10 protein-coding genes and 2 tRNA genes are annotated in these 13,369 nt (G+C 65.9%); 1 reads left to right on the top strand and 11 read right to left on the bottom strand.

Translation table 11 applies throughout. The features are described 5' to 3' along the window. Nucleotides 1-46: 46 nt before the first annotated feature. Nucleotides 47-2,671 carry a valine--tRNA ligase gene (gene valS / locus AC5RW2_RS03725; RefSeq protein WP_493962188.1) on the top strand — a complete coding sequence of 875 codons (2,625 nt, stop codon included), beginning with the start codon at nt 47-49 and terminating at the stop codon, nt 2,669-2,671. Between the two features lie 336 nt (nt 2,672-3,007). On the opposite strand, the gene AC5RW2_RS03720 is transcribed toward valS, so the two are convergent. The 11 genes from AC5RW2_RS03720 to AC5RW2_RS03670 all read right to left on the bottom strand — a co-directional run bounded on the left by AC5RW2_RS03720 (nt 3,008) and on the right by AC5RW2_RS03670 (nt 13,152). Then, nucleotides 3,008-3,628, bottom strand: a complete 621-nt coding sequence (locus tag AC5RW2_RS03720) for a mycothiol-dependent nitroreductase Rv2466c family protein (RefSeq protein WP_493962189.1) — start codon at nt 3,626-3,628, stop codon at nt 3,008-3,010. Nucleotides 3,629-3,760: 132 nt separating this feature from the next. Further along, nucleotides 3,761-5,056 (bottom strand): ATP-dependent Clp protease ATP-binding subunit ClpX, encoded by a 1,296-nt coding sequence (gene clpX / locus AC5RW2_RS03715; protein WP_493962190.1) that lies wholly within the window; start codon nt 5,054-5,056, stop codon nt 3,761-3,763. Between the two features lie 58 nt (nt 5,057-5,114). Next, entirely contained in the window at nt 5,115-6,407 is a 1,293-nt protein-coding gene (gene clpX, locus AC5RW2_RS03710) for an ATP-dependent Clp protease ATP-binding subunit ClpX (protein WP_414958766.1), read from the bottom strand. Nucleotides 6,408-6,642: 235 nt separating this feature from the next. Beyond that, nucleotides 6,643-7,314 carry an ATP-dependent Clp protease proteolytic subunit gene (locus AC5RW2_RS03705; protein WP_493950671.1) on the bottom strand — a complete coding sequence of 224 codons (672 nt, stop codon included), beginning with the start codon at nt 7,312-7,314 and terminating at the stop codon, nt 6,643-6,645. 40 nt (nt 7,315-7,354) lie between these two features. Continuing rightward, nucleotides 7,355-7,999, bottom strand: coding sequence for an ATP-dependent Clp protease proteolytic subunit (locus AC5RW2_RS03700; RefSeq protein ID WP_493950672.1), 645 nt, complete (start codon nt 7,997-7,999; stop codon nt 7,355-7,357). Nucleotides 8,000-8,296: 297 nt separating this feature from the next. After that, nucleotides 8,297-9,787, bottom strand: coding sequence for a trigger factor (gene tig / locus AC5RW2_RS03695; protein WP_493962191.1), 1,491 nt, complete (start codon nt 9,785-9,787; stop codon nt 8,297-8,299). A gap of 54 nt (nt 9,788-9,841) precedes the next feature. Further along, a tRNA-Pro gene (locus tag AC5RW2_RS03690) sits at nt 9,842-9,914 on the bottom strand. A 135-nt stretch (nt 9,915-10,049) separates the two neighbouring features. Next, a tRNA-Gly gene (locus tag AC5RW2_RS03685) sits at nt 10,050-10,120 on the bottom strand. Nucleotides 10,121-10,566: 446 nt separating this feature from the next. After that, a complete protein-coding gene (locus AC5RW2_RS03680) occupies nt 10,567-11,511 on the bottom strand; it encodes an Fpg/Nei family DNA glycosylase (protein WP_493962192.1) in 945 nt (314 codons plus the stop codon). Between the two features lie 2 nt (nt 11,512-11,513). After that, entirely contained in the window at nt 11,514-11,987 is a 474-nt protein-coding gene (locus tag AC5RW2_RS03675; protein WP_493962193.1) for a ribose-5-phosphate isomerase, read from the bottom strand. 163 nt (nt 11,988-12,150) lie between these two features. Next, complete coding sequence (locus AC5RW2_RS03670; RefSeq protein ID WP_493962194.1) at nt 12,151-13,152, bottom strand: hypothetical protein; 1,002 nt, start codon at nt 13,150-13,152, stop codon at nt 12,151-12,153. Nucleotides 13,153-13,369 lie beyond the last annotated feature (217 nt).

Raw genomic sequence — 13,369 nt, 5'->3', positions numbered from 1 at the left:
CCGTCGCGAATCTTCATTCCGTGCCCGGCATGAAAGAATGGCCAGCATGGCAGACCATACCCCGGGCACAGACACGCCCGTTTCCGTAAACGTTCCCGACAAGCCCGCCCTCGAAGGCCTTGAGGAGGCCCTGTCCCGGCGCTGGCGCGCGGAGGGAACCTACAAGTTCAACCCCGAGACCACGCGGGAGCAGGTCTACTCGATCGACACTCCCCCGCCGACGGCCTCCGGATCGCTGCATGTGGGACACATGTTCTCCTACACACAGACGGACGTGCTGGCCCGCTACCAGCGGATGCGCGGCATGAATGTGTTCTACCCGATGGGCTGGGACGATAACGGCCTGCCCACCGAGCGCCGCGTGCAGAACTTCTACGGCGTGCGCTGCGACCCGTCGGTCGCGTACAACCCGGACTACCAGCCGCCGGCCACGCCGGCGAAGAACCAGCGCGACTTCGACGTGGTCTCGCGCCGGAACTTCATTGAACTCTGCGAGACCTTGGCTGTGGAGGACGAGAAGGTCTTCGAGAACCTCTTCAGCACGCTGGGCCTGTCCGTGGACTGGGACCTGACCTACCGGACCATCGACGACGTGTCCCGTTCGGTCTCGCAGCGTGCCTTCCTGGTCAATCTGACCGCCGGCGACGCGTACATGGCGGAGGCCCCGACGCTCTGGGACGTCACGTTCCGCACCGCCGTGGCGCAGGCCGAGCTGGAGGACCGGGAGATGCCCGGCGCCTACTACCGCTATGCCTTTGAGACTGCCGACGGCAGGAAGGTCCACATAGAGACCACCCGCCCCGAGCTGCTGCCCGCCTGTGTTGCGCTGGTGGCCCACCCGGACGACGAGCGTTACCAGAAGCTGTTCGGCACCACCGTGAAGTCCCCGCTGTTCGGCGTGGAGGTGGAGGTCAAGGCGCACCCGCTGGCCAAGCCGGAGAAGGGCGCCGGCATTGCCATGGTCTGCACCTTCGGCGACCTGACCGACGTCACCTGGTGGCGCGAGCTGCAGCTGCCCACCCGCTCCATCGTGGGCCGCGACGGCCGGATTGTGGCCGAGACGCCGGAGTGGATCACCACCGAGGAAGGCAAGGCGAACTACGCCGAGCTGGCCGGCAAGACCGTGTTCTCCGCCAAGGAGAAGGTGGTGGAGCTGTTGACCGCCGCCGGCGAGCTGGACGGCGAGCCCAAGAAGATGTCCCACCCGGTCAACTTCTACGAAAAGGGCGACAAGCCGCTGGAGGTTGTCACCTCACGCCAGTGGTACATCCGCAACGGCGGACGGGACGAGGACCGGCGCGAACGGCTGATCTCCCGGGGCCGCGAAATCGAGTTCCACCCCGCGTTCATGCGATCGCGCTACGAAAACTGGATCGAAGGCCTCAACGGCGACTGGCTGGTCTCCCGGCAGCGCTTCTTCGGCGTGCCGATCCCCGTCTGGTACCCGCTGGACGCCTCCGGCAACCCGGACTACGACAACCCGGTGCTGCCCAGCGATGACATGCTGCCGGTCGACCCGGCCGCGGAGCCGGCGCCGGGCTACGAGGAGTCGCAGCGCAACCAGCCCGGCGGCTTCATCGGCGACGCCGATGTGCTGGACACCTGGGCCACTTCGTCGCTGACGCCGCAGATCGTGGGCAAGTGGAGCCGGGACGAGGCGTTCTTCAACAACGTCTTCCCGTTCGACGTCCGCCCGCAGGGCCATGACATCATCCGCACCTGGCTGTTCTCCACCGCGGTGCGCGCCGATGCACTGAACGGCTGTGCGCCGTGGAAGCACGCGGCGCTCTCCGGCTGGATTCTGGACCCGGACCGCAAGAAGATGTCCAAGTCCAAGGGCAACGTGGTGGTCCCCACCGACGTGCTGGAGCAGTTCGGCGCGGACGCGGTGCGCTACTGGGCGGCCTCGGCCAAGCTCGGCGCGGACACCGCCTACGAGGTCGCGCAGATGAAGATCGGCCGCCGTCTGGCCATCAAGCTGCTCAACGCCTCCAAGTTCGTGCTGAACCTGGGCGCCACCGAGGCGTCGGTGATTGGCGACGACGCCGCTGTGGTCACCAACCCCTTGGACATCTCGCTGCTGGGTCAGCTGGCCGATGTGGTGGAAACCGCCACGGCAGCGTTCGAGAAGTACGACCATGCCCGGGCGCTGCAGGTCACCGAAAGCTTCTTCTGGTCCTTTACCGACGACTACGTGGAACTGATCAAGGACCGCGCCTACGGTGCCGCCGGCCAAGCGGAGCAGGATTCGGTCCTGGCCACTCTGGCCACCACGCTGGACGCGCTGCTGCGCCTGTTCGCGCCGTTCCTGCCCTTCGCCACCGAAGAGGTCTGGGGCTGGTGGCGCGCCGGTTCCGTGCACCGCGCTGAATGGCCGACGACGGCGGGGCTCGCCTCGGTTGCCTCGGCTGCGGACAAGGACCTGCTGGGCACGGTCGGACTGGCGCTGGGCGGTATCCGCAAGGCGAAGTCGGAAGCCAAGGTCAAGCAGCGCACCGAGGTGCTCACGGCGACCATCAGCGGTTCGGCCGCCCAGGTTGCGCAGCTGGAGGCCGGGTTGGGCGACCTGAAGGCCGCCGGCAATGCCCGTGAGGTCATGCTGGCCGAGGCCGAGGGCGAACTGACGGTCACCAAGGTGGAACTTGCCGCCGTCGAGGCAACGGCCGAGTAACCGGTTACAGAGCCGTTAACGAGGGGAAGCCCCATCAGCGTTTCGCCGTTGGTGGGGCTTCGACTCTTTTGATCCAAAGGTGACGGCTTTGGATCTCGCGAACTCCTCGGATTTTCAGGTCTTCCTAGCCTCGTCACTGGCTGGCAGTTTGTGGAGCTAGTCCACTACCTGTCACTGAATCTTTGGTGTTCGGTCCCGCATCTTTTGGTGGATGCGTATAGATATTTATACTCCTGTGCAAGCCGACACGCCATAGCTGTGCCGAATTAATTTCCGGCTTGCTATGGCGTGTCGGCACGAGGCAGTTGTTAGCCGGGGAAGGTCCGGCGGAATCGATCAGTCAAATTCCGGGCTGGTGGTCCGGGAGCGTTTGATCTCGTAGAAGTACGGGAAATCGGCCAGCGCCACGGCGCCGTCGAAAATCTTGCCGGCGTCCTCGCCTCGCGGGATCCGTGTCATCACCGGTCCGAAGAAGGCGGTGCCGTTGAAGGCCACCACCGGGGTTCCGACTTCGTCGCCTACCTTGGAGATGCCTTCCTCGTGGCTGGCGCGCAGCTGCTCGTCGTACTCGTCCGAGGTGGCGAAGCGGGCCAGCTCAGCGGGCAAGCCGACCTCTTCCAGAGCGGCGGCGGTGACGGACTCGTAGTCGTTGTTCCCCTCGTTGTGGATGCGGGTGCCCATGGCGTCGTAGAGCCTCCCTACGTAGGCCTCACCGTGCAGCTCCTGGGCGGCAATGATCACCCGGACCGGCCCCCATGCCTGCTTCAGGAACTCCTTGTAATCTTCCGGAAGCTCGTCGCGGCCGTCGTTGAGTACGGCGAGGCTCATCACGTGCCAGTCCACCTTCACCTCGCGGACTTTTTCGACCTCCAGCATCCAGCGGGAGGTGATCCAGGCGAACGGGCAGGCCGGGTCGAACCAAAAGTCAACGGTGGACGGTGCGGCGTTTTCAGACATATGGCAGTACTCCTTCATGGGACCGGTTATGGGTGCTGTTGTGCGTAACGGCGCCGCCGGAGGTTTTGTTCCGCCGGAACGGAGTTCGCTGCAGGTGAGTGCGCGGCGTTGGCGGCCGCACAGGATCTTTGGTCAGGCTGAGTCGCGGCGGCGGATGGCTTCCACATCGTGCGGGATGAGCGTGGGCTCATCCCCGTCCAGCACCGTCGCCGCGGTGATCACGGCGGTGGCGATGTCGTCGCGGCCGGGCAGATCGAACATGATCGGCTGCAGCGTCTCTTCCATGATCGCGCGCAGTCCGCGGGCTCCGGTCCCCCGCTCCAGGGCCAGGTCCGCCACGGCGTCCAAGGCGTCCTGCTCGAAGACCAGCTCCACACCGTCCAGCTGGAACATCTTCTGGTACTGGCGGATCAACGCATTCTTCGGTTCGGTGAGGATCTTGATCAGCGCCGGCTTGTCCAGCTCGGCCACCGTGGTGATCACCGGCAGGCGGCCGATGAACTCCGGGATCAGCCCGAACTTGAGCAGGTCCTCAGGCATGACCTCGCCGTAGTTGTCCTGCTGCCGGGCGGCGTCCCTCAGCGGGGCGCCGAAACCGAGGCCCTTGCGCCCGGCCCGCGAGCCGATGATTTCTTCCAGCCCGGCGAAGGCGCCGGCAACAATGAAGAGGATGTTGGTGGTGTCGATCTGGAGGAACTCCTGCTGCGGGTTCTTTCGTCCGCCTTGCGGCGGCACCGAGGCCACGGTTCCTTCCAGGATCTTCAGCAGCGCCTGCTGGACGCCTTCGCCGGAAACGTCCCGGGTAATTGACGGGCCGTCGCCCTTGCGGGTCACCTTGTCGATCTCGTCGATGTAGATGATGCCCTGTTCGGCCTTTTTGATGTCATGGTCCGCGGCCTGGATCAGCTTGAGCAGGATGTTCTCCACATCCTCGCCCACATAGCCGGCCTCGGTCAGGGAGGTGGCGTCCGCCACCGCGAACGGCACGTTCAGCTGGCGGGCCAGCGTCTGGGCCAGATAGGTCTTGCCGCAGCCGGTGGGACCGATGAGCAGCACGTTCGACTTGGAGATCTCCACGTCCTGCAGCTCGCCGGCGGCAGACAGCGCGGCGTTGCCCGGGGCAGCGTGGCCGGAGCGGATGCGCTTGTAGTGGTTGTAGACCGCCACAGCAAGGGCGCGCTTGGCCGGCTCCTGGCCGATCACGTATTCCTGCAGGAACCCGAAGATCTCCCTCGGCTTGGGCAGCTGACCCAGTTCAGCGGCGGCCGCGCCGGCACCGAATTCTTCCTCCAGCAGCTCGTTGCACAGCCCGACGCATTCGTCACAGATGTAGACGCCGCCGCCGGCGATCAGCTTCTTGACCTGCTTCTGGCTCTTCCCGCAGAACGAGCAGGTGAGAAGCTCCGCGCTTCCGGCGGTGCGGGCCATAGTGTGTCCCCTTGTCTGGTCCTCGTGCGGTCGTCCGGTGGTCGTCAGTGGTGCGGCGTCAGGCCGATTTGTTCCGCCGCTTGGCTACCACGTCGTGGGAAATCAGCGTCGGTTCCGCCTTGTTAAGCACCACGTCGGCCGTGATCACCACAGAGGCAATATCTTCGCGGCTGGGCAGGTCGAACATTACCGGCTGCAGGGTCTCTTCGATGATCGCCCGGAGCCCGCGGGCGCCGGTCCCCCGTTCCAGCGCGAGGTCCGCCACTGCTTCCAGCGCTTCCTGCTCGAAGTTCAGTTCCACGCCGTCCAGCTGGAACATCTTCTGGTACTGCCGCAGCAGGGCATTCTTCGGTTCGGTCAGGATCTTGATCAGTGCCGGGCGGTCCAGGTTGGATACCGTGGTGATCACCGGCAGCCGGCCGATGAACTCCGGGATCAGGCCGAACTTCAGCAGGTCCTCGGGCATGACCTCGCCGTAGCTGTCCTTTTCCGCTGCCGCGTCCTTGAGCGGGGCCCCGAAGCCGATGCCCTTGCGGCCGGCCCGCGACCCGATGATCTCTTCCAGCCCGGCGAAGGCACCGGCCACGATGAACAGCACGTTGGTGGTGTCGATCTGGATGAATTCCTGGTGCGGGTGTTTCCGCCCGCCCTGCGGCGGAACCGAGGCCACGGTCCCTTCCAGGATCTTCAGCAGTGCTTGCTGGACACCTTCACCGGAGACGTCGCGGGTGATCGACGGGTTTTCGCTCTTGCGCGAGATCTTGTCGATCTCGTCGATGTAGATGATGCCCTGTTCGGCCTTCTTGACGTCATAGTCGGCGGCCTGGATCAGCTTGAGCAGGATGTTCTCCACATCCTCGCCCACATAGCCGGCCTCGGTCAGCGCGGTGGCATCTGCGACCGCGAAGGGAACATTCAGCCGGCGGGCCAGCGTCTGGGCCAGGTAGGTCTTGCCGCAGCCGGTGGGACCGATCAGCAGGATGTTGGACTTGGAGACTTCCACGTCCTCCAGCGGACTGGCATCGGACAGGTTGGCCGTCCCCTTGGGTGCATGGCCGGACTGGATCCGCTTGTAGTGGTTGTAGACCGCCACCGCCAGCGCGCGCTTGGCCGGCTCCTGGCCGATCACGTACTCCTGCAGGAAGTCGAAGATTTCGCGCGGCTTGGGCAGTTCGAAGCTGCCCAGGTCCGAAACCTCGGCCAGCTCCTCTTCGATGATCTCGTTGCAGAGCTCGATGCATTCATCGCAGATGTACACGCCGGGGCCGGCGATCAGCTTCCGGACCTGTTTCTGGCTCTTGCCGCAGAAAGAGCACTTGAGCAGGTCAGCGCTCTCACCTATGCGAGCCATATCCGTCCCCTTACTTGGTCCTACGTCGGCCGCCTGCCGCGGCAGCTATGGTGCACTGACTCTGCTTAAAAGTGCTGCGTTGATGCTGCGTTGATACAGAGCCGGTGCTGCGCTGCCGAAGCTGGCTGACACCAACTCTAATTCACTGCGCCGACAGTTTCAGTAACCACACTGCCCGTGGTGCGATATGACGCGCCACGGGCAGTGAAGGCAATCTGAGCAATCTTACCTGTTGTTACTTGGTGATCGCCGGTTTGTGGATCTTGCGGGAGTCGAGCACCTGGTCGATCAGCCCGTATTCCAGGGCACCGTCGGCCGTGAGGATCTTGTCGCGCTCGATGTCCTTATTAACCTGCGCCGCGTCCTTGCCCGAGTGCATGGCCAGCGCGTCCTCCAGCCAGGCCCGCATCCGCATGACTTCGTCCGCCTGGATCTGCAGGTCGGAGGCCTGGCCGCGTTCGCCGCCACCCAGCGCCGGCTGGTGGATCAGCACACGGGCGTTCGGCAGCGCCAGCCGCTTGCCCGGCGTACCCGCAGCCAGCAGCACCGCGGCGGCGCTGGCAGCCTGGCCCAGGCACACGGTCTGGATCTCCGGGCGGATGTACTGCATCGTGTCGTAGATCGCGGTCATCGCGGTGAACGAGCCGCCCGGCGAGTTGATGTAGATCGTGATGTCGCGGTCCGGGTCCGTCGACTCAAGCACCAGCAGCTGGGCCATGACGTCGTCGGCCGAGGCATCGTCCACCTGGACACCCAGGAAGATGATGCGGTCCTCGAACAGCTTGGTGTAGGGATCCTGGCGCTTGAAGCCGTACGGTGTGCGCTCCTCGAACTGGGGCAGCACGTAGCGGCTCTGCGGCATGTTCGCGGCGTAACCGCCGGCAGCGGCGCCGAAGTTGTAGTCCATGAGATTCTCCTGCTTGTATTCGGGTCGGTGGCGCGGGGGCTCAGGATTCCGTCGGGTCTGAGCTGGTGTTCTGCGTTCCGCCGCCGCCGGTGACGCCGCCGGCGTGGGCGGAAATCTTGTCGAAGAACCCGTAAGCCAGGCCTTCCTCGGCTGTGAACCACTTGTCGCGGTCGTTGTCGATCAGGATTTGCTCAACCGTTTGCCCGGTCTGCTCGGCGGTCAGTTCGGCCATGACCTGCTTCATGTGCAGGATCAGCTCGGCCTGAATCCGGATGTCGGAGGCCGTACCGCCGATGCCGCCGGACGGCTGGTGCATCAGGATCCGTGCATGCGGGGTGGCATAGCGCTTGCCCTTGGTGCCCGAGGACAGCAGGAACTGTCCCATCGACGCCGCCAGGCCGGTAGCCACCGTCACCACGTCGTTCGGAATGAACTTCATTGTGTCGTAGATGGCCATGCCAGCCGTGACCGAACCACCGGGCGAGTTGATGTAGAGGTAGATGTCCTTTTCCGGGTCCTCGGCCGAGAGCAGCAGCAACTGCGAGCAGATGGCGTTGGCGTTATCGTCCCGCACCTCGGAGCCCAGCCAGATAATGCGCTCTTTGAGCAGGCGGTTGTAGATGTAGTCTTCGCGGCTGGCGGCCTCGACCGAAGCCATCATCGGAGTGGCGGATTCATTCGACATGCTGAAATACCTCTCGCTTCTTCCCGGGGTCCAACCGTCATCCGGTGGCCCTCGGGTCGTTTACCTACTTGGACAGTAACGTGTTCAGCTGCCCGATTCCTCCCTGACAACGCACTGTTCGCTGACGGCGCATCAGGCCAGTGTTGGCGCGGGAAAACCTCTGCCTGCAGCAGAATCACGACGCCGGAGCTTGCCTTCCGCAGGGCCGTTGGCCGCGCGCTCGGCGGGGTAGTTAAAGCGGCGGACCGCCGGTCCCCTGTGGGGAGTCCGGCGGTCCGTCGATGCGGCAGGGGTTGCCTACTTCTTGTCTGCTTCGGCGGCCTCTTCGGCAGCGTCGGTGTCATCCATCGAGTCGCTGTCCGCGGCGTCAGCTTCGTCAGCGCCCTCGGCCTCGGTGTCTTCCATCGACTCGATGTCCGCGGCATCGGCTTCCTCAGCGCCCTCCGCGTTGCCAGCCTCGGCAGCCTGGATCATGTCTTCGATGTTCGGCTCTTCGTCGCCGGCGGGGCGGACGAAGTCGCTCAGGTCCACCTCGTTGCCGTTCGAGTCGGTGACCTTGGCCAACTCCAGGACCTTGGCCAGGGCCTTGCGGCGGCGGACCTCGCCCACCATCATGCCGACCTGGCCGGACTGGTCCAGCAGCTGCGCGAACTGGTTCGGATCCATGCCGTACTGGCCGGCGGAGGAGACGATGTAGTCGATCAGTTCGGCCTGGCTGACGCCCAGCTCTTCCTTATCGGCCACGGCGTCCAGCACGATCTCGTTCTGGAAGGCCTTCGCGGTGTTCTCGCGGACCTCGGCGCGGTGCTCCTCGGTGTCGTGGTCTTCACCGTGGCTGTTCTCCGGGCGGAAGTGCTGTTCCAGCTGCTCCTCGACGACGGATTCCGGCACCGGAACCTCGACCAGCTCCATGAGCTTGTCCAGCACCTTGTCGCGGGCCTCGACGCCCTGCTCCATCACCTTAGCGTCGGCAGCCTGCTTGGCCAGGTCTTCCTTCAGCTCGGCGATGGTGTCGAACTCGCTCGCCAGCTGGGCGAAGTCGTCGTCGGCCTCGGGCAGCTCGCGCTCCTTGACGGCCTTCAGCTTCACCGTGACGGTGGCGTCCTTGCCGGCGTGCTCGCCGCCAGCCAGCTTGGTCTCGAACGTGGCGTCTTCGCCGGCGCTCAGCGCGGTAACGGCTTCGTCCAGGCCTTCGAGCATGGTGCCGGCGCCCACCTGGTAGGACAGGTCGGCGGCGGAATCAACCTCTTCGCCGTCCACCTTGGCGGACAGGTCCATGGTGATGAAGTCGTCGGCAGCGGCCGGACGGTCAACGGTCTTCAGGGTGCCGAAGCGGCCGCGCAGGTCGTCCAGTGCCTTCTGCACGTCTTCCTCGGAGGCCTCGGTGGCTTCCACGGTCACCTCAAGGCCGGCATACTCGGGCAGCTCGATCTCGGGGCGGATGTCAACCTCAACGTGGAAGGCCAGCTGGCCCTCGGTGGCGGCCGGGTCCGGAACCTCGGTGATTTCAACCTCGGGGCGGCTCAGCGGACGGATGCCGGTCTCTTCGATGGCGCCCTGGTAGAAGCCGTTCAGCCCCTCATTGATAGCGGTCTCGATCACGTAACCGCGGCCGACGCGCTGGTCGATCAGCTTGGCCGGAACCTTGCCCTTGCGGAAGCCGGGAACCTGGATCTGACCCGCGATGGTCTTGTACGCCGCGTCGATGCTGGGCTTGAGTTCCTCAAAGGGGACCTCAACGTTGAGCTTGACCCGGGTGGGGGTGAGGGTTTCGACAGCGCTCTTCACAGCGTTAGGACTCCTGATAGCTATAGGGGTTAAATCTGCACCAAGAATACAGAGTCGGGGCGACAGGACTCGAACCTGCGATCTCCTGCTCCCAAAGCAGGCGCGCTAGCCACTACGCTACGCCCCGTAGTGCACACGCAAGTCTACGGGCTATCCCGGCCTGCTGCACAATTACGTTCCGCGTGGCTGCTGCGCCGATGAAACCCTGGCGTCGCAGCCGCTAACAGAAAAGGCGGCCCCTACCGGACCGCCTCTCTCTGCGAGGGGATGACGGGAATCGAACCCGCGTAATCAGTTTGGAAGACTGAGGCTCTACCATTGAGCTACATCCCCGAGGACGTTGAAACTTTAGCACGACGGCGGCCCCGTTCAACAAATCGGCGTGCCCGATGCCGCGGCCGAGCTGGCCGGCACTGTGTGCTAGCGCGCGATCGGCCGGATCGGACAGGCGCTCGGCGGGAACGGGCGCGCGCGGGTGATTCGGACAGGCGCTCGGCGGGAACACAGTGACTTTACGAATCCTGCTGCCGCCCTGCCCCGGATCCTCCAGGGCGGGGTATATCGGTCAAGGCGGGGTATATCGGCGAGGGCACGGTCCGTGGAGGGTGCCCTCGCCGGAAAAGGGTGCCCTCGCCGGAAAAGGGTGCCCTCGCCGGAGATAGGGTGCCCTCGCCGCTGATCCGACACCGACGGGTGGCGGATGAGGCAGGGGCTGGCTGCCGGATACGCCAGATAGGCCGAAGGGTGGCCGTAGTCAGGCCGGCCGCAACCCGCCGACATCAGGCCGGCTGGCAGGTGGGGCACCAGTAGAGCTTGCGGGCGGCCATGTCCGTCAGCGCCACCGGGTTGCCGCAGACCCGGCACGCCATGCCCTGCCGCTGGTACACGTAGTAAGCGTTGTCCGGCCAAACCGGCAGCGCCCGGCCGGCGGCGTCGGTGTCCCGGTGTTCGGGCCGGGTGGTGATGATCTTGCCGTCGCGGACGCCGTCGCTCATCACGTCCACGATGTCCGCCCACAACAGCCCGGCCTCCTCCGGGGACAGTTGCTTGCCGGGCAGCCACGGGCTCAGGCCGCGGCGGAACAGTGTTTCGGCCCGGTAGATATTGCCGACGCCGGCCACGACGTTCTGGTCCATCAGCAGCTGACCCACGGCCGTGCTCTTGGAGGTCAGCCGGCGGACGAAGTCGGCGGCCCGGCCGGCGCCGTACTGCGGCGGCTCAGCCTCATCCTGCGGCGGGTCAACCTCATGCTGCAGCGGGTCCGGCCCCAATTTGGCGACGACGGCGGACGCCTCCTCGGGCGTGAGCACCTCGCAGGCGGTGGGGCCGCGGAGGTCCGCCCAGCCGTGGTCGGACACCAGCCGGACCCGCACCTGGCCCACCGGCTCCGGCGGGCCGTCGTACTCAACCGGAGCACCGTCGTCGTACGTTTCCCGCTCCCCCACCCGGCGCGGCGCGCCGATGCTGGAGGCGCCGCGGAAGGTCGCGTCCCCGCCGAAACTCCACGCCCCGTACAGGCCCAGGTGGACCCGGAGGACCAAGCCGTTGTCGAAGTCCAAAAACAGCTGCTTGCCGTGCGCGCGGGCAGTCAGCAGCGTCGCTCCGTCGAGCCGGCCGGCGCCGGCGGCGAACCGGCCCTGCGGGCTGGAGACGGCAAGCCGCGCACCGGCGAAAACGTCCTGGAACTGGCGGGCCAGGCGGTGGACCGAATGGCCTTCGGGCATGGTTAGGCCGGGACCTCGCCGGTGGTTTCGTAGGAGGCGATCTTGCCGATCCGGCGGGCGTGGCGTTCGGCGTTGGAGAACGGCTCGGCCAAGAACGCCTCGATGATGGCGGTGGCTTCCTCCACGCTGTGCATGCGGCCGCCGACTGCCACCACGTTGGCGTCGTTGTGCTCGCGGGCCAGCTTGGCGGTGTCCAGGTTCCAGGCCAGCGCGGCGCGGATGCCCTTGACCTTGTTCGCCGCGATCTGCTCGCCGTTGCCGGAGCCGCCCAACACGATGCCCAGAGCGTCCACGCCGGCCGCCTGGTCCGCCACCACGGCGAGCGCGGCGTTGATGCAGAACGAAGGGTAGTCGTCCTCGGCGTCGTACGCGGTGGGCCCGTGGTCGATGACCTCGTGGCCCTGCCCGGTCAGGTGCTCAATCAGGTGGTGGCTGAGGTCCAGGCCGGCATGGTCGGTGGCAATGTGAACGCGCATGGGGTCCTTCTGTGGCGTGTGGGGAGGGAGAATGGCGGCTTCCAGCCTACTGGAGCAGGCGCGGCGGTCCTGATTTGCGCTGATTTGCGACGGCGGCGGCCCGCCTTCGCGGGGGTGTTCCGGGGATACACGGCGGCGGCGGGTTGAACTTTCGAGTTCGACGTTACCGTCGCGGGCCTGTGCCGCCGGACGCATCGAGGCTGGCATACCCGCCGAGCAGGCCGGCGAGCTGCTCGGCGTGCTCCCGGGTATCCACGCTGTAGATAAAGTCCATGCCCGCCTTGCGGCGTACTCTCAGTGCCGGGCCGCTGCCGGTGATGAAGCCGACGCCGTGGCCGCTGATCCGGTAGCCCCAGCCGCCATACTCCATGGCCTTGATTTCGCGGACCACCACCGAACGCACCTCGGCGGGAGGCACAGCCAGCATCCGCCAGAAACCGCCGCCGTAAACCCGAATGCCCCGCGGGTCCACCACCACCCGGCCCCGCAGGCAGACGACGACAGCTCCGACAATGAGCAAAGCGGCCGGAATCAGGACCGGCAGCACAGAGGGCGGCGCCGCCACGGCAGCCACAGCCAGGACCGCCAAGGGGACCAACAGCAGCAGGTTGAAGACTCTGCCTGCCCGGATCGTCACCGTCATCGTTCGGCCGGAGGCGGCAGCGCCGGTACCAGCCGTCGGCGGCGGGGCGACCTCACCACCCGTTTCCGGGTGTCCCGGCGGCCGGTAGAGCCAACCACAGAACAACGCCCACAGGATTCCGGCCAACGAGCCGATAACCAAGGTCGGCAGATGCATCCGAGCACCCATGGCGTCGGTCCGGTCGAGCTGACCGACCAGGCCTGCGAGCAGCATTGCGGTCAGGACTCCGCCCAGGCCGATGCCGCCGGCCAACATCCAGCGGCTACCTGGCGCCTGCATCCCGCTGGCCACCGCTGTCCCGGCCAGCAAGCCCGTCACCAACAAGAGGGCCAGTGATCCGGGGATCACATGCAGCCAAAAACTTCCGGTACTGTCCACCAGACCGGCAGGTCCCCAGTGGATGCCGAGAGGGTCCGGCAGCCTGTCCCGAAGCAGCACGGCCCCGGCGACGTTGGCCACGGCGTAGCCAACGGCCGTTCCCAGGCCCAGCCACAGTCCCAGCTTCCGGTCTCCCCGGGTCATCGCTCCCCCGTCCTCGTGTCCTACTGGTTCGACTGTAACTCCACGCCCCAACACCTATTCAACTGCGTCCTCATGACGGCTACGCCTGCCGAATAGTCCATGGGTGATGGACGACGACGGGCCACGGACGAGTCGACGCGGGCCCACGCACCGCGGGGCAATTGACGGCAACGGCGACGAGCCACACGTCAGCGCTCATGGAACCGGCGGCCTTGGT

The organism is Arthrobacter sp. B0316-1-20 (genome assembly GCF_059091865.1).
This window is presented reverse-complemented; position numbering and strand designations above follow the sequence as displayed.